We start from the raw sequence: 16,728 nt of genomic DNA, 5'->3' as shown, positions 1-16,728 counted from the left end.
TTATAAGAAAAGGGGAGTAATTTGCTCCCCTAAATTAATCTAAAAATACTGTAAAATCTTCAACATCTAAACGCGGTGTAATAAAGCTATTTACGATTTCATCTGGATCGGCATAGCCAAGAGCGATAGCGCAAACCAAATCTTCCTCAGTACCATCAACACCGAGCACATCCAGTACTATAGGATGAAAATGATTCCAAGCGGCTTGAGGGCATGTGTCTAAGCCACGAGCTTTTGCAGCGATCATGACATTTTGCATCATCATGGCAATATCCATTTTTGAACCAATGCCTAGTGATTTGTGTACAGTAAAGAAAATCCCAACAGGTGCATCAAATAGTTTGAAGTTACGCAATAACTGCTGTGCCATTTTTTCTTTTTCACCCTTTTCGATACCAAGTAAGCCATAAAGTCCCCAGCCATTTTCACGTCTACGCTCGATAAAAGGGGAAAGCCATTGATCAGGATAATAAGCAAAGCTTTCTTGATATTTTTCTTTTAAATGTGGCTGAAAAAATAGCTCCATTTGTGCTTCACAAACTCTTTTAACAAGTTCATCACGTGTTCCACCAGTGACCACATAAACATTCCAAGGTTGAATATTGGTCCCTGATGGTGCACGGCATGCTACCCTTAAAATGTCTTTAATTGTGTCCTTTTCGACGGGCTGATTTAGAAAGGCGCGGACCGAATGACGTGTACTAATGGTCTGATCAACGTGTTGAACTCGTTCTAAAGACATATTTATTCCATTTATTTTGTAATTTTTCCACGAAAAACTATATACCATAGTCGAACATTCTTTAGAAAAATTTACGAGACATTTCTCTAAATGTAAGAATTTATATCAATTTATGCATAGTTAATCTGAAAAAAGAATTGAAAAAAAGAATCTATTCGGTAAAACTGATTTTAATAAAGCTTTTGGTTTATATAAATTAAACACATATGTATACATATCGCACATTGTGTTACATTTGTGTTTCAAAGCTTTTATAATTTTTACAACAGGCATTAAACGTGCATTTGTATTAACCGCGTAGAGTTGTATTTACTACGAGATTAAAAAAGGCTGTATTTTCCCAGCTTTTGAGTAGTTTTGGGGAGTAATAATGATTCTAAATGCACAGGATGCAAAACATAAGTAAGGTGAGGAGTTTTACATGAGTCTTAAGCTCAGTAAGTCATTAGTTAAACAGGGTTTAGCACTTTCAGTAACAGCTTTGATGATGACAGCCGCGAATGCAGCCAGTTCTGACAAAGCTGAAATTCAACAGTTACGTGAAGAAGTTGCTCAACTAAAATCATTAATTCAGCAGCAACAACAAGTACAACAACGTCAGCAAGTTCAACTTCAAGAAGTTCAAACTCAAGCTGCAGCTCCTGCTCCAGCCCAAGCTCCTACATTATCTGGTTTACTTTCTAAATCTGGTGCAAGTGTAAACATCTACGGTTTCGTACGTGCTGATGCAGAATATGCATTTAAAGGTGCAGACGGTATCTTTAACGCACCAAACAAAGTGGATTTAAATGGTGTTCCAGTTAATGGTGTAGTAAACCCAAACAAAGATCGTTTTTATGCGACAGCTAAAACGACTCGTCTTGGTTTAGACTTTAAAACACCAGTTCAAGGTGCTGATGTCGGCGGTAAAATCGAAGTTGACTTCGCTGGTACTAACGACGGTCTTCGTATTCGTCATGCATACTTGACATATAACAATTGGTTATTCGGTCAAACAACATCTTCGTTCTTATCAACTGACACTCAACCAGAAATGATTGACTTTGGTTCGCCTTTGGGTGTTGGTACTAAACGTACGCCAATGGTTCGTTATGCTGATAAAATCAATGCAAATACGGCTTATGCAGTTGGTTTAGAGCAAGGTCGTTCTGACAACCGTTTCCCTAGTGCTACTGGTAAAATTAGCTATAAACTTCCAGATGGCTTAGGTTTAGTTAATGCACGTGCATTGCTTCAAGAGACTCGTGGTCGTCTTGTTGAAGCAGGTAAAGAGTATAATGACAAAACTGACTTAGGCTGGGGTGTTGGTTTAGGTACAAACATCAAATTGCTTAAAGATCAGTTGATCTTAAATGCAGATTATTCGCATGTTAAGGGCGATGATTTCTACCTACTCTTCTCTGAAAATGCAGCGACACTTAATACTGCTAAGAAAGATTATGATCTAAATGAGTTTGATGCAGTAACAGTAGGTCTGACTTATAAGCTAAATCCAAAATGGCGTAGTACTTTAGGTTATGGCGCGATTTTCTATGACGATGCTAAAGCTGGTCAAAATGACAAGATTCAACAAGGTTGGTTAAACGTACTTTACAATCCAGTTAAACCGATTACATTAGGTGCTGAATATGTGTACGGTGAACGTGATGCAGATATTCGCACTGGTCGTGACAGCCGCCTAGGCGTTATGGCGAAATACGACTTCTAAGTTTGAACAAAACCTAGAATACAAAATAGAGATCCTTGTGATCTCTATTTTTTTGTTTAAAAATAAAAATACAGCACAAAAATCAGTGGAAAACTGATGAAAATAGATATGTTCAATTTTAATAAGATAAACAATAAAATGGCACAAAGCGCATCTTTAAAGCTATTTAAACTTAGCATCCCCATTGGAATAACTGTTGCTAATAATAAGCCAACGACAGCCGCATTAATGGCGAAAACTATAAATTGGATCCTTTGATTTGAAATAAGCAGCGACCAATATTTCAAACAAGCAAAGATCAAAAAAAATGAAGGTAGGAAAATAAAAACAGTGGCAATCACGCTATTGACCACAGGAGATGCTGTAATTGGGAGTAGTGCCCCGAGATAACTGGCGAAACTAAAGAGTGGACCTGGCATCAATTGCGCAAAAGCATAGCCCATTTCAAAGCGATGTGTTTCTATCAATCCTGTTTCTACAAACTCCTGATGCAATAGTGGTAATACCACGTGTCCACCACCAAAGACCATCGAACCCGTTGAGTAAAAGCCAAATATACTTTGATTGAGCATATTGGCTTGTGTGATTTTTAAAATAAATAAAGCCAAAAAAGTGCTGAAAAATACAAGCATCCAAAGCAATCCAGTTTTATTATTTTTAAACATTTTCCAGTCGATCTTTGCTGTTTTAATACTTTGGGTGCGATAAATCAGCAAGCCAATACATCCACTTAGGACAATGATGAAAAATGGGTTAATGGCCAGTGGGAAAAGTAATAAGGCACAAGAGAGTAGCATTAGTAGATATTGCCAAGTAAATTGACAGAAACTACGGAGCATTTGCCAAAAGGCAAAACTGATCACAGTTAAAACAATGATTTGAATAGCTGAAATAGATTTAGGTTGTTGTAAAAACTGAAAAAATTGGAAATCAAAAATAGCCAAACTCATCATAATCAATGCAGAGGGAAGGGTAAAACCTACCCAAGCACATACAGAGCCTAAGTAACCATGTTTAAGATAACCAATGGCTATGCCAACTTGACTACTACTTGGACCGGGTAAAAGTTGAGTAAGCGCGATGAGATGTTGATAGTCATGTGAAGTGAGCCACGCTTTTTCTTGAACAAATACTCGTCTAAAAATATTTAAATGAGCAGCAGGTCCTCCGAAAGATGTTAAGCCCAGTTTTAGAAATACGTAGAAAATTGTAAATAGATTTATTTTTTGCATGTTAAATTAACTTTAATTTTCAAAACAATAATCGACTTATAAAAGATAGCGTAAAAAAACATAACAGCAAGATGAACAATTTTGTGTTTAGATTATCCGCTGTGTGTTTTTTACAATAATGTGATTTGATGAATTTCTTGAAAATAATGACTTTAAGTTTTGCACTTGTACTAGGTGGTTGCCAAAGTTTAGCAATTCATCATGACAATGCTATGTCAAAAGCCCAAGAGGCAACATCAAATATTCCACAACATCCTTTTGAATATATCCACCAAAAACAGAAAAGACCTGTGGTTGCATTGGTGTTAGGAAGTGGTGGTGCACGAGGTTATGCACACATTGGGGTGATTCAAGTTTTAGAAGAATATGGGATCAAACCTGACTTTATCGTGGGAACCAGTGCGGGCAGTATTGTGGGTTCAATTTATGCCAGTGGTAAAAACGCTGAGCAATTACGTGAAATTGCACTTGATATGAAAGTCGGAGATGTTCGAAATATTAAAATTGCCAAAAAAGGCTTCTTTGATGGTGATAAGGTTCAAGACTATATCAATCAGCAAGTCGAAAATACACCATTGCAAAAACTAAAAATTCCAATGTATGTGGTAGCAACTGAGCTTAAAGATGGCAAAAGAGTTGTTTTTAATCAGGGGAATACAGGACAAGCTGTTCGTGCATCTGTATCTATACCAAGTATGTTTATTCCTGCACAAATTCAGGGTAAAGAGTATGTAGATGGCGGTCTGGTCAGCCCTGTTCCTGTCAATGTTGCGCGGGATTTAGGTGCGGATATTGTGATCGCCGTGGATATATTGGCGCAACCACTTTATACAGAAACCACAAATATTTGGGGTTTATTTAACCAAAATATCAACATTATGCAAAACAAACTTGCGGCAGAAGAGTTAAAAAATGCTGATGTGGTGATCCAGCCTGATTTACGTGAAAAAGCCCATATTTTTGATGTGAGTGAGCGTCAACAGACTATGCAATCAGGCGTAGATGCCGCTATGCAACAATTAAATAAAATCCAAACGGTATTCAATGCAAAAGATCCGAGTAAAAAGGCATTGAAAAATCTGCAAGTTCAAAACTAAATTTTAGATTTTGAGTTGGGTTTATCCAAATAACATTTAGAATCAGTTGCTTATTTTTGTTTTTTATTTTAGATACTCATCTAAGCGATAAAAATATTGATCTAAATTTAGATTCACTTTAGTCGCATAGATCTCGACAATTTTTACGATTCTCAGTAGTTTAACTTGGCTATGAAAATTATTTAAATCCAAGTAAAACGTTAAATAAACAAGGGAATATTTTTAAATGAAAAACTTTGCATGCGGGCAAAAAGTCATGCTTGCCAATACCCCAGAAATGGCATTTGAAATTATTGATATCAATGCAATTGATCAAACTTATGCGATCGAATTTCGTGTTGCAGGTCAATCCGTTTTACATTACGACAATATCGCAGGTGAAATGCTAATTGCGCTTGAGGAAAATCCTGTATAAGCTTTAGTTTTTATATTTTATAATCTATATCTTTTTGATAATCAAAATATTTTATTTTGATTACGTTTAATTATGGATTTAAACACATTTTTTTGTGTAATTTGGATATAATAATATCGAAATTCTTTTGTCCTAAATAGAGTCGAAACTGCATGTCACCTCTTGATCAAATGCTTCCACCTTTAGATGACCAATCTGAACTGAATATGTCAATTTTGATGACGCCTGATATGGCAAACTTTTCAGGTAATGTTCATGGGGGAACGATCTTGAAATTGCTTGACCAAGTGGCTTATGCATGTGCAAGTCGCTATTCAGGTACGTATGTAGTGACTTTATCCGTAGATAAAGTGACATTTAAAGAGCCGATCCATGTGGGTGAATTGGTGACATTTTTGGCGAGCGTCAATCATGTTGGTCGTACTTCTATGGAAATCGGTATTCGTGTTGAAGCACAGCACATCCAAAAACGTACAGTTCGTCATACCAATAGCTGCTATTTTACCATGGTTGCTGTGGATGAAAATGGTAAACCACAACAAGTACCAGCTTTGGATTTGGATAATGATTGGAAACGTTGTCGCTTTGAAGCTGCTGAACAACGCAAAATCGCACGTTTACAGGAAAATCATCATCCTTCTTGCAGTATTTATAAAAAAGAAGCACAGCACTAATTGTTTGATTGATATAAATCAATTACAAATTCTAAAAGACCTCATAGGAGGTCTTTTTTTGTTTTGTTAAAAATGAAAATAAGTATACCAATTCACTCAGTTTAAATTTAGAATAAAACGATACGTATCGTTTCGATTGTGCATGGATTGGCTATGGTTGATATAGAAAAAACATCTCGAAAAAAACAGGAAATTTTAAATGCTGTGATGGCGGCATTGGACGAACATGACTATGTCAATTTGACTATTGAAGATGTTGCATCTCGTGCAGGTGTCGGAAAATCAACAATTTATCGCTGGTGGGGACATAAGTCAGAGTTGGTTTTTGAAGTGTTTAAATTGCAGACTTTAAGCATTTTTGATTTGGATTATTCTAAAAGTCTTGAGTCAAATCTCAAAATTCAATTACTCAAATTATCCAAAGTATTGCAAACCAAAGTCGGTCGTGCAGCTTTGATTGTGATGACTGAACATCGTGAAGCTGCTGGCAATTTCTTTAGACAGTATTTACGCCCAAAACGTGAAGAGATGCATAAGCTGATTCAGCAATCAATTTCTAACGGGGAAATCACATCAGATTATCCCTTTGAATTGATGCTTGATAGTTTATATGCCCCGATCCATTACCAAATTATTTTTTTCAATCACGCCCCAGATCAAGACTATATTGATCAATTGGTTAAAATGATCCTTAGTCCTGTGCGCGTGCAGTGATGATTTGAGATACTGATATGCACGATCTCGAATTGATACCCAATCGGCTTTGGAATAGAAACTTTATTCTTTGTGTTTTGAATAATTTGTTTTTATTTACTTATTATTTTGCCTTTTTAACAATTTTGCCGATTTATATCATGCAAGATTTGGGTGGAAATATTCAAGAAGCGGGTTTATCGCTGACTTTATTTTTGCTTTCTTCGATTGCTGTGCGCCCATTTTCTGGGTTTATTATCGAAAAAATTGGCTATAAAAGGGCATTTCGTGGTTCGGAAGCTTTATTTGTCATCTGTGCTTTTAGTTATCTTTTTGTGGATAGTCTCTGGTTTTTACTTCTCGTCCGTTTCATTCATGGCATCTGGTTTAGCATCTTAACGACAGTAGCTGTACCCATTGCGACTGCATTTATTCCTGAGCATCGCAAGGGTGAGGGCATCGGTTATTATGTCATGTCGACCAATTTGGCTGTGGTCTTGGGTCCCTTTATTGCTTTAACTATTACACAATTTGTTGATTTTAGAGTGCTATTTGCATTATTAACTGCTATTATATGTACAGGTTTCTCATTTTGTTTGATGATACCTATAAAAGATAAAGTAGAAAAAAGTCGTGTTATAGAGCCAAAACAATTTATTAAAAAAAGCGCTTTATCTTTAGATGATTTATTAGAAAAACGTTCGGTGCCAATTGGCTTTGTCGCTTTGCTTACAGCATTTGCATATTCAAGTGTCATGAGTTTTATCACAGCGTATAGCGAAACAAAGCATTTATTGGCTTATACCAGTTTATTTTTTGTTGTCTTTGCTATGTCTATGATCGTGGTGAGACCTTGGGTAGGAAAAATTTATGACCGTGTTGGTCCAAGTTCGGTAATTGTGCCTTCGTTTATATTTTTTACTTTAGGTCTAATTGTTTTGAGTTTTGTGGATAACCAATGGCTTCTTTGGTTGTCAGCTATTTTTATTGGAATTGGGTATGGTTCTCTATTTCCTTCTTTTCAGACTTTAGCAATTCAATCCTCTCCTAAACATCGAATGGGACATGCCATTTCAACATTTTTTACCTTGTTTGATCTCGGTATGGCGGTTGGCTCCGTCGTCATCGGGTTTACTATTGCGAAATTTGGTTTTGAGTTGAGCTATTTGCTTTGTGCATTGGTTAGCTTTTTAACTTTGTTTATTTATCAATCTACTGTAGCTAAAAAATTAAAATTGGCGAAAGGGAGATAATTACGTGGAATTAAGACATTTACGTTATTTTGTTGCAGTTGCTGAAGAGTTGAATTTTACCAAAGCTGCGCAGCGCATGTGTACCGTTCAACCTTCGCTAAGTCAGCAAATTAAAGATTTAGAACAAGAAGTTGGGGTGCAGCTATTGGTGCGGACCAATCGGAAAGTCACCGTAACAGAAGAAGGTAAAGCCTTTTTAAAAGAAGCTTATCTGAGTATTGAGCATGCTGAAAAGGCTATACACGATGCTCGATTTATTGCCAATGCCAATAAAGATCAGCTCAATATCGGCTTTGTTCCTGTTGCAGAAATGAAGATTTTTCCTTATATCATGCCCAATATTCGCGCGCAGTATCCGCATGTAAAGATCAATTTTCATAGTCTCACAGACATAGAGCAGATCAAAGCTTTGGAAAAAGGTGAGATCGATATCGCATTTACTCGCTTTGTCGATGACAGTGAAAAGTTTGGTTATGTGCAGATTTTTAGGGAGCCTCTGGCTTTGATTGTTCCTAAAAATGCATCAATTGCAGCCCAATCTCACATCAGTATTAAGCATTTCAATCATCAGGAATTTGTGATGAGTGATGAGGCTTCATCACCGCAGCTGTATAAAATCACCAAAGATTTCTTTAAAAATGCCAAACTCGCGCCGAATATTGTGCAATTTTCCACAAATATTTTGCTCAATATCAATCTCGTTGGAATGGGTGTAGGTTGGAGTTTAGTGCCTGCTTATGTGATTCCATTACTCGGTGATAAGATCTTGGTAAAAAATACCGTTGAGCCTTTACCAACGATTGGTCTCTATGCAAGTTATAGAAAAAATCAGGAAAATGAAGTGATTGAGTTGATTTTACAAAAATTAAAAGAGCAGTTTTATATGGATATGTTTGCCTAATTTTTCTTATAAAATTGAAAAAGTCGAAGTTTATACTTCGACTTTTTTTGCTCAAAAATAGAAAAGATTTTTGGCATTTTCACCTAAGATCAGTTTTCGATCTTCTGGATCTGTAACGATTTGCTTAAATGTTTCAAATGCTTGTGAATAATTTACACTACTTTCATGTTGGGTATGTGGCCAATCACTTCCCCATACCATTTTAGGCAAAAAGCCTTTTGCTTTGAGCAGTTCAAAAGCTTGAGTAGCCCTTGCAACATTTTCAGGAAATTTTCCTATACGATAAAAGCCTGACACTTTGATCCAATGTTGATTAATATCTAACATTTGCAAAAAGCTTTGATAATCAGGATCGAGTATGCCTTTTTCTGGATCAATGCGTCCAAAATGGTCAATCACAACATTGAGCTTATATTCGGCTAAATACGGTAGTATTTGCACTAAATATGAGGGTGGTGCATGTAATTCAATTTGCCAGTTGATAAAGGAAAGATGATTTAAAAAGCTTTTCCACTCTATGCTTGTTAAATCTGGGAGTTCTTTTCCAAACAAATTGATGCGTGCGCCAACGATTCCTTGATTGTTTAGAGTAATCAATTCATTAATCGTGATCGTATATGGAACGACGGCAATCCCTTTTAATCTTTTGGGATGCTGAGCAATCGCATCAAGCATGACATGATTATCAAAACCAAAGAAACTCGGCTGTACTAAAACACCATGACTTAAATGATGTTGATCTAAATGCGCAAGGTATTGGCTAACTGAAGCATCATAATCAGGTTGATATCTTGCAGTTGCTATACATGGATCATTTTTTGAAAAAACATGCGCATGCGTATCAATAGCAAACATTTTTATCTCACATGACAAACTTTAAAACAAGTACAGCAATCAAAGCGGCAACTAATCCAATTGGAACAGCTCTAAATAACAATTGATTGAAGAGTACGTTTCGGTCGACACCATCTGGTGCTGAACCTAAAATTAAACTTCCGCCAGACGAAAACGGGGAGATGGCGGAAGCTTGCGCACCAACAACGATGCAAATGAATAGAACCATCGGATTTAAACCCGAAGTCAATGCAATTGCAGGAACAATTGGGAAGAGCGTTGGTGTAACCACACCTAAAGTGCTGGAAAATACCGACATCACTGCACTAATTAAACAAATTAAAATAGCAATTAACCAAAGCGGAACATTGTTTGCGAGCCAGTCAGAAAGTTGAGTGATCAAACCGAGTTTTACGCCAAGTGCAATCAACATTCCAACGCCACAGATCATGATCAGCGTATTCCATGGCACCAAAGCCATCACTTTTTTCTCATCAGCCAATTTCATCAATAAACTGATTAGCGCAAAAATAATGGCGATAAAACCGATATCAATCTTTGAATTGAGGAAAGCAATCAACGCATTATCAGAGAAGATTAAATTTAAAATCGGGAAGATAAGCACAATAACCATCATTAACACAATCAGAAAAATTGATTTTTTCTGTTTAGTATCAAAAGGTTCTGGTTTGATATCTTCAATGTGAATAGCGCTACTATTACGATTCCAAAGGGTATAAAGACCCAATACGATGATTGGAATAATCAAGGTAACAACAAAAATACCTGTCGCATAAGTAAAACCAGTCGCACTATCTATACCGACATTTTCCATTAAACTTCTGAAAATAATGCCACTTTGTGAGGTCATGAAGTTCGCGCCTGCGAGCGCTCCATAATTGACCGCCATACCACCAATGATCATGCTCATATTGGTTTTTTTGCACAATAACAAGGTAATCGGTGCCATAAATGCTAAAACGGTATAAAAACCAGCACCTAGAGCCGCGATTAAGGTCGAAGCAAAAAACACAGCAAGCGGTAAAAGCTGCGGGAATTTTCTGCATTTATACAAGAGATGACCGGCTAATTTTTCTAATGCGCCATTTGCAAGTGCGAAGTTATAAAACAATGTTACAGCAAAAATAATAAAGAAAATTTTCACGGGCCAAAGTTCGATGATTTCGGCAGGTTTTAAACCCATACCAAAACAACCAATTAAATAGGCGAAAATAATGGTGAAAAATCCAATATTTATCTTCGTAACATAGCCTAAGCCTATCGACACAGCTAAAGCAGCTAGAATAAGAATAGTCATTTGTCATCTCTCCTTGACAGAATATGACCTGTAAATACATGCAAAGATATAAACATATATATGTCTATATCTTTATATTAGAATCGTATGTGATATGATTGTCAAATCGAAATTTTGAAATAGTTCCCAAATGCTTGATGAAGATGCATTTAAAAATTTTAAATTGCCTAGATATGAACAAGTTCGCTGGCAAATACAGAAACTTTTAGTTAACTCCAAATGGACGATTGAAACACCAATTCCGTCTGAACAAGAGTTGGCGACGATGTATGATGTATCTGTTGGTACGGTTCGTAAAGCTGTGGAATGCTTGGTTGAAGATGGACTTTTAGTCAAAATACAAGGTAGAGGTACTTTTTTAAGACAACCTAACTTTGCAAGTTCGCTCATGCGTTTTTTCCGCTTGAAAGACAAGTCTGGTGAAGACGTTCAACCGAAAGGGCAGCTCAAAAAACTAGAAGTCGTTGCCGCGATTGCTGAAATCAATCAAAAGTTGAAACTTGCTGACGACGCAAATTTAATTTATATCGAACGTGTCCGTTTAAATGGAGACATCGTGGTATTAAGTGAAAAAATTTGGTTGTCAGAGTCGCGTTTTGCAGCACTCAAAGAGATTGAGTTATCGGATTTCGCCAATTTACTCTATCCTTTTTACTATGAACAATGCGGTCAGTTTGTCTCTTCTGCAGTTGAACAATTGTCATTTATCAAAAATGTAGAAGATCCTTATTTAAAAAATAAGGCGACGGATGCATTGGTACAAGTATGCCGTATTGCAAAAAATATAGAAGGATTTCCGATAGAGTATCGTGAATCATTTGGTTTTGCTGAAGATTTTAATTATGAGATAACCATTCATTAATTTTTAGCCAAATAAAAAAGCCATCGTTATGATGGCTTTTTTTATCTAAGGCTTAAATGCTTATGCGTGTAACTTTGCAAAAAGTGCAGTACTCACGGCATTCATAGATTGTGGGATTGCAAGCGCAGCCACAAAACGGTCAGGACGTAATACCACCATCGATTGGTCAGTATTGCCGAACCATGAACGAAGCTCTGTACCGATATCGCCGATGGTGATCACACCTTCAAATTGTTTACGGTTTTCATTGCCAAGCTGAACAGCAGGTAAGACTTGGATGAACTTCACTCCGAGTTTTTGCCATTTTTGGATGTTGTCTTGAGTTAAGCCCCATTTTGGATCTACGCCCCAAGCGATGATGGCAAAATCGTTGCCGATGACATCATCGAGTAAAACTGTTTCACCATTTTCAAGTTTTACTTGAGGTTGGATAAACATCTTACCTACAGGTGAGTTTTTGTTTTGATCAACCAGTAATGCGCCATCATTGTATTTTGGCATCGGTTTAAAACGCATTTCCAATAAATACTGTTTGATCGGTTTGATATAGTTGAGAACATAAGAAATACTGTCACGCACAAAACCATGCCATTTTTTAGGTGGCGCAAGCACATTACCCGCCATAACTGAAAGATCGATCATTGCTTTGGCATGGTCTTTGCGTTCGATTTGGTATGAATCTAAAAGCTCAGGACCTGCTACACCTTTGACGACAAGTGCCATTTTCCAGCCTAAGTTAAAGGCATCACGCATGCCACTGTTATAACCCTGACCTTGCCATACTGGCATAATATGGGCTGCATCGCCTGCCAATAAGATACGATCGACACGGAATTTATCTGCGATACGAGCATTATGGGTATAGACACGTTGGCGAATAACATCAACATTTTCAGTATTTGGTAGAACTTTTGATAATAGCTTGCTGATATTTTCAGGTTTGCTGAGTTCTTCTTGGGTTTCACCTGGCATCACCATAAACTCAAAACGACGAATACCGTGAGGAAGGGCAGCAGAAACATAAGGACGTACAGGGTCACAGCAAAGATAAATATGCGGTGTCGCCAATGGATCATTGTCTATATCAATGACAATCCATTGATTCGGCGCAGTTTTTCCTTCAAAACCAATGTTGAGGGTACGTCGAACAATTGAGTTACCTCCGTCACAGGCAATCAAATATTTGGCATGCACGGTTTCTTGTTGTTGTTCTTTATTTTCAATAAATAAGCTTACGCCATGCTGATCTTGACTAAATTCTTTTAAATGACGAGCAAATAAAACTTGAGTATCTGGATATTGTTTTAAGCCTTGCAACAAGACATTATCCACTTGCGGCTGAATAAATGCGTTACGACGTGACCAACCAAATTCGCGAGTCATCGGTTGAATATCTGCAAAACAGCGACCTTTAGGTGTCAAAAAACGCATCGCATGATTTGGAGTTGTGTGAGGAAGGACTTGTTCAACCAAGCCTAAAGATTGGATCGTGCGTAAAGATTCATCATCAATCCCGATCGCACGTGGATAATCAATCAAATGATCCAGTTGTTCGACGACAGTGACTTTGATGCCTTGTTTACTTAAATAATTGGCAAGTGTTAGACCTACGGGACCCGCACCTAAAATAGCCACATCAGTGGTGAAATCAATCATCTTTGAACTCACAGCAAAAATCCATTCATGTTTACTACAGGACTATTAATGCCCCAAATCATGTTTTAAGCCTAGTTAACCGATAGTTTATAGAGAGGGTGTAAAATAGAAGGTGTAATCTTATTTTTTATTTAACCTGTTGAAATATAATATAAATAATATTTTTATTGTATATGAATAAGTGATCAAATGATCAATTTAAGCTATCGTTATTTCATCAAAAATATACAATGTCATTTGTTTATTTGATGACTAATATTTTAAATGTTTTAGAGTGAGATGTGATAGCGATAACTAAAAAGTAGAAAACAGCATTTTGCTGAGATTTTTATTCTTTGTTTTTATTTTTAGATGACTAATTTGTTTTTCATTCAATAAATCACGTGATTTAAAAGTCTAAGTCTCATAAAAAATAGGCAAAAAAAAACTGAGCCGTAGCAAGGCTCAGTTCCGTTTCAAAACCAGCAGGTTTTGAAATCGTTACCTAATATTCTGGAGAATATTGAGATCTAGAATCTTGAATTATTGGTTTGCTGGAGCATCAGTTGCTGGAGTAGCACCTTCAGCCGCGCTTTCTGTAGAAGGTTGACCCGCTGTAGGTTGAGCAGCAGCAGATGAATCAGAAGCTTCAGCGCCTACAACTTGAGTTGCAGCAGTTGAATTGTCATCTTGAGCTTCTTGAGTAGCAGCAAAAGTTGAAGCAGCAGCGATTGATAATGTAGTAGCTAATAAAATTTTAACGAGTTTCATGTTTGGCATCCTATCTATAAAATAAAAACATCCTACTGAACTGATTACTTCAGTCATCGTGAGGAGTTAGACCCATGCTAAGAGCTAAACGGCAAATCGGCAATCAAATCAACAAAGCGAAACAGTTTGATTTACAATAAGATACAAAACAAAGTTAAATGTCAGTATTGTGTAAAAAAGCCAATTTTATTTCCAAGTAAAATGTATGTAATTATGTCGAATTGAACAAAAAATAAGCTATAAAATTACTCAGCTTTTACAAAGTGTGTAGAAATGATGAAAATGTAGAATTGAATAAACAGATTAAGTAATCTAGTTTAATTTTAAAATCAGATTGAATGTTTTGATATTTCACGCAAATTTTAATGTAATTATCTTTAGACTTTATGATAAATTTCAAAAGATTGCAAAATTTAAATTTTGATAAAATCTTTGAATAAATAGAATATCAAGCCATTCTGAAAAATTTATTAACATTTATAAATAAACTGCACCATTCGTCAGAATTTATCAATTTCACGTATGATGAGGTGGATTCATTGCAATTTATTCTCGTTATTTTTAACCTAACAAATATGTCTATTTCATCTTTATTGCGTGATGATTTAGTCCTATACGCTTATGTTTGAATATCTAGAGCTAGGTTTCATAGACCTAGTCTGCAATGTCTAGCCTTTAAAGTTTAGTCTTCAATTGATTGAGTAAAAAATTGAAAATTCTTCAAAATAAAGCAGTTAAAACCCATATCATTTCAGGATTTTTAGGTGCAGGTAAAACTACAGTTTTACAGCATTTGCTCAAGCAAAAGCCTGAACATGAAAAATGGGCGATATTGATGAATGAGTTTGGTCAAATTGGTATAGATCAGCAACTCTTACCGCAAAATTCAGGATTTGAAATCAAAGAGCTGTTGGGCGGTTGTCTATGTTGTAGCAGTCAGTTGCCGATGCAAATTGCACTTTCACGACTTTTGAATGAAACCAAACCTGATCGACTCTTTATAGAGCCGACGGGACTTGGACATCCTGCAGAATTGATTGAGCAATTAACAGAACCGCATTGGCAACAGAGTATCGACATGCGAGCCTTGGTCATTGTTGTGGATGGTAGTCGTCTGCATGATGAGGCTTGGCGCACACAAAATTTATATCAAGATCAGCTTAAAGCTGCTGAAATCGTGGTGATCTCCCATACAGATGTGATGAATAGTGAAGATCAACATGCATTGCAACAGTTGAAAATAGATCATCAGGCTTATGTGAGGTCATGGATTTTGGCAGATCATGGGCAAGTTGAACTTGCGCAAATTGATCTGGATCATGTTGCGATTCAACGGAAAATTCAACCATTATTGAAAGTTCAAAAAACCATTTTATCTCAAGCAGAATCTACTGAGATGCCAGTCATCAAACAGCTGCCTTATCATTATGTGGAAAGTACAAATGGTTATATGGTCGCGGGCTGGAAATTTCCTAAAAGATGGCAATTTGAATTTTATCCTTTATTGGATGTTTTATGTGATCTGCAAGATTGGCTACGAATCAAAGCGATATTTTCAACTGATCAAGGTTGGAAAAGTTTCAATTTCAATCCTGAGCAGTTTAACTACAAGTCGGCAGAGGAAAATATTGATAATCGAATCGAGATTATTACCCAAAATCCACTGGACTGGGAAAAGCTTGAAGCTCTGCTTTTAGAATGCCAGTTAAATTTGCAATAAAGCATTTTAAAATCATAAAAATCCGATATGCTTAGCGCCATATTTGAGGAATTGATTATGGCGTTAAAAGCGACAATTTATAAAGCTGATTTGAATATTGCAAATATGGATATTCATCAATACGGTGATTATCAACTGACTTTGGCTTTACATCCTTCTGAAACGATTGAGCGTTTAATGGTGCGCATATTGGCTTATGCACGTTTTGCGACTGAAGAGTTGGAGTTCACCAAAGATCTATTTGAAACAGATGAGCCTGCACTTTGGGAAAAGGATTTGACTGGGCAATTGGTTAAATGGATCGAAGTGGGTTTGCCAGATGAAGATAAAGTCAAAAAAGCAAGCAGTCGTTGTAAGGAAGTTGCAGTTGTAGCTTATGGCAATAGTGTCGCTGAATGGTATAAAAAGAATAGTAAATTAAAGACATTATCCAATGTTCAAGTTTGGCAATTGACGGAAAAAACCACACAAGACATACAGGCACTCTGCGAGCGAACCATGCAGTTGCAACTCAATGTTATGGATGGGGAGTGGACTTTGATTGGTGATCAAGCTCAAGCTGAGATTGAGTGGATTCAATTGCAATAATGATTTATTTGTCATGTGCTTTGGAAAGTTTTATAGCTGTATGATTGTTTCAATATTTTAATTTCTATGCATTAGCTTTCTCTGACCATCATTGCTCCACTTTTGCTCACCCAAAAGTGGAGCAAAATGGCTTTGTTAGATAGATAGCATTTACCCGATCATAAGCATATCCGTGATAATAAACCCTACTGGCTATACATTGATTTAGTTTATTGATTTATATTTTTTGAAAATATTTTAATAAAAATAAAGGTTTAAAAATAAAAGAAAATTTCACTAAGAAAA

Annotated in this window: 16 protein-coding genes; 10 read left to right on the top strand and 6 right to left on the bottom strand. The window is 36.4% G+C overall.

What is annotated here, in order from left to right; translation table 11 throughout:
* Positions 1–34 precede the first annotated feature (34 nt).
* Entirely contained in the window at positions 35–742 is a 708-nt protein-coding gene (locus F960_RS02755; RefSeq protein ID WP_004857199.1) for a nitroreductase, read from the bottom strand.
* 421 nt (positions 743–1,163) lie between these two features.
* Between F960_RS02755 and F960_RS02750 the strand changes: the two genes are divergently transcribed.
* Positions 1,164–2,450, top strand: coding sequence for a DcaP family trimeric outer membrane transporter (locus F960_RS02750; protein WP_004857196.1), 1,287 nt, complete (start codon positions 1,164–1,166; stop codon positions 2,448–2,450).
* Between the two features lie 56 nt (positions 2,451–2,506).
* Here F960_RS02750 and chrA read toward each other — a convergent pair whose 3' ends face one another.
* Complete coding sequence (gene chrA, locus F960_RS02745; RefSeq protein WP_004857192.1) at positions 2,507–3,682, bottom strand: chromate efflux transporter; 1,176 nt, start codon at positions 3,680–3,682, stop codon at positions 2,507–2,509.
* Positions 3,683–3,810: 128 nt separating this feature from the next.
* Between chrA and F960_RS02740 the strand changes: the two genes are divergently transcribed.
* From F960_RS02740 to F960_RS02715, 6 genes are all read left to right on the top strand, one after another.
* Positions 3,811–4,779, top strand: coding sequence for a patatin-like phospholipase family protein (locus tag F960_RS02740; protein ID WP_020847028.1), 969 nt, complete (start codon positions 3,811–3,813; stop codon positions 4,777–4,779).
* A gap of 226 nt (positions 4,780–5,005) precedes the next feature.
* Complete coding sequence (locus tag F960_RS02735) at positions 5,006–5,194, top strand: hypothetical protein (protein WP_004857187.1); 189 nt, start codon at positions 5,006–5,008, stop codon at positions 5,192–5,194.
* Positions 5,195–5,346: 152 nt separating this feature from the next.
* The gene (locus F960_RS02730) at positions 5,347–5,868 is read left to right on the top strand and encodes an acyl-CoA thioesterase (protein ID WP_004857185.1); all 522 of its coding nucleotides are present in this window, start codon (positions 5,347–5,349) and stop codon (positions 5,866–5,868) included.
* Positions 5,869–6,021: 153 nt separating this feature from the next.
* On the top strand, positions 6,022–6,582 hold the full coding sequence (locus F960_RS02725) for a TetR/AcrR family transcriptional regulator (RefSeq protein WP_004857183.1): 561 nt from the start codon (positions 6,022–6,024) through the stop codon (positions 6,580–6,582).
* Positions 6,583–6,599: 17 nt separating this feature from the next.
* Positions 6,600–7,814: an MFS transporter gene (locus tag F960_RS02720; protein ID WP_004857181.1), complete on the top strand. Its 1,215-nt coding sequence runs from the start codon at positions 6,600–6,602 to the stop codon at positions 7,812–7,814.
* Positions 7,815–7,818: 4 nt separating this feature from the next.
* Entirely contained in the window at positions 7,819–8,715 is an 897-nt protein-coding gene (locus F960_RS02715) for a LysR substrate-binding domain-containing protein (RefSeq protein WP_004857180.1), read from the top strand.
* Positions 8,716–8,766: 51 nt separating this feature from the next.
* On the opposite strand, the gene F960_RS02710 is transcribed toward F960_RS02715, so the two are convergent.
* Together F960_RS02710 and F960_RS02705 are read right to left on the bottom strand one after the other, a co-directional pair.
* Entirely contained in the window at positions 8,767–9,570 is an 804-nt protein-coding gene (locus F960_RS02710; RefSeq protein WP_004857178.1) for an amidohydrolase family protein, read from the bottom strand.
* A gap of 7 nt (positions 9,571–9,577) precedes the next feature.
* On the bottom strand, positions 9,578–10,867 hold the full coding sequence (locus F960_RS02705; RefSeq protein ID WP_004857177.1) for an SLC13 family permease: 1,290 nt from the start codon (positions 10,865–10,867) through the stop codon (positions 9,578–9,580).
* Between the two features lie 130 nt (positions 10,868–10,997).
* Between F960_RS02705 and F960_RS02700 the strand changes: the two genes are divergently transcribed.
* Entirely contained in the window at positions 10,998–11,729 is a 732-nt protein-coding gene (locus F960_RS02700; protein ID WP_004857175.1) for a GntR family transcriptional regulator, read from the top strand.
* A 60-nt stretch (positions 11,730–11,789) separates the two neighbouring features.
* Here the strand turns inward: F960_RS02700 and F960_RS02695 are convergent, their stop codons facing one another.
* Complete coding sequence (locus F960_RS02695; RefSeq protein ID WP_004857173.1) at positions 11,790–13,385, bottom strand: bifunctional 3-(3-hydroxy-phenyl)propionate/3-hydroxycinnamic acid hydroxylase; 1,596 nt, start codon at positions 13,383–13,385, stop codon at positions 11,790–11,792.
* 522 nt (positions 13,386–13,907) lie between these two features.
* On the bottom strand, positions 13,908–14,135 hold the full coding sequence (locus tag F960_RS02690) for a hypothetical protein (protein WP_004857171.1): 228 nt from the start codon (positions 14,133–14,135) through the stop codon (positions 13,908–13,910).
* 709 nt (positions 14,136–14,844) lie between these two features.
* Here F960_RS02690 and F960_RS02685 point away from each other — a divergent pair.
* Positions 14,845–15,855 (top strand): CobW family GTP-binding protein, encoded by a 1,011-nt coding sequence (locus F960_RS02685; RefSeq protein ID WP_004857169.1) that lies wholly within the window; start codon positions 14,845–14,847, stop codon positions 15,853–15,855.
* Positions 15,856–15,912: 57 nt separating this feature from the next.
* A complete protein-coding gene (locus tag F960_RS02680; RefSeq protein WP_004857166.1) occupies positions 15,913–16,443 on the top strand; it encodes a YaeQ family protein in 531 nt (176 codons plus the stop codon).
* The last annotated feature ends 285 nt before the right edge of the window (positions 16,444–16,728 follow it).

It is taken from the genome of Acinetobacter gerneri DSM 14967 = CIP 107464 = MTCC 9824 (assembly GCF_000368565.1).
In the GTDB taxonomy this organism is placed as follows: domain Bacteria; phylum Pseudomonadota; class Gammaproteobacteria; order Pseudomonadales; family Moraxellaceae; genus Acinetobacter; species Acinetobacter gerneri.
Note: the sequence above shows the minus strand (reverse complement) of the source record. Positions and strands in the feature narration are given on the sequence as shown.

What these genes read in the sequence shown, in the direction of transcription:
- F960_RS02755 (WP_004857199.1), bottom strand. Translation starts at nt 742, where the DNA reads ATGTCTTTAGAACGAGTTCAACACGTTGATCAGACCATTAGTACACGT.
- F960_RS02750 (WP_004857196.1), top strand. Translation starts at nt 1,164, where the DNA reads ATGAGTCTTAAGCTCAGTAAGTCATTAGTTAAACAGGGTTTAGCACTT.
- chrA (WP_004857192.1), bottom strand. Translation starts at nt 3,682, where the DNA reads ATGCAAAAAATAAATCTATTTACAATTTTCTACGTATTTCTAAAACTG.
- F960_RS02740 (WP_020847028.1), top strand. Translation starts at nt 3,811, where the DNA reads ATGAATTTCTTGAAAATAATGACTTTAAGTTTTGCACTTGTACTAGGT.
- F960_RS02735 (WP_004857187.1), top strand. Translation starts at nt 5,006, where the DNA reads ATGAAAAACTTTGCATGCGGGCAAAAAGTCATGCTTGCCAATACCCCA.
- F960_RS02730 (WP_004857185.1), top strand. Translation starts at nt 5,347, where the DNA reads ATGTCACCTCTTGATCAAATGCTTCCACCTTTAGATGACCAATCTGAA.
- F960_RS02725 (WP_004857183.1), top strand. Translation starts at nt 6,022, where the DNA reads ATGGTTGATATAGAAAAAACATCTCGAAAAAAACAGGAAATTTTAAAT.
- F960_RS02720 (WP_004857181.1), top strand. Translation starts at nt 6,600, where the DNA reads ATGCACGATCTCGAATTGATACCCAATCGGCTTTGGAATAGAAACTTT.
- F960_RS02710 (WP_004857178.1), bottom strand. Translation starts at nt 9,570, where the DNA reads ATGTTTGCTATTGATACGCATGCGCATGTTTTTTCAAAAAATGATCCA.
- F960_RS02705 (WP_004857177.1), bottom strand. Translation starts at nt 10,867, where the DNA reads ATGACTATTCTTATTCTAGCTGCTTTAGCTGTGTCGATAGGCTTAGGC.
- F960_RS02700 (WP_004857175.1), top strand. Translation starts at nt 10,998, where the DNA reads ATGCTTGATGAAGATGCATTTAAAAATTTTAAATTGCCTAGATATGAA.
- F960_RS02695 (WP_004857173.1), bottom strand. Translation starts at nt 13,385, where the DNA reads ATGATTGATTTCACCACTGATGTGGCTATTTTAGGTGCGGGTCCCGTA.
- F960_RS02690 (WP_004857171.1), bottom strand. Translation starts at nt 14,135, where the DNA reads ATGAAACTCGTTAAAATTTTATTAGCTACTACATTATCAATCGCTGCT.
- F960_RS02680 (WP_004857166.1), top strand. Translation starts at nt 15,913, where the DNA reads ATGGCGTTAAAAGCGACAATTTATAAAGCTGATTTGAATATTGCAAAT.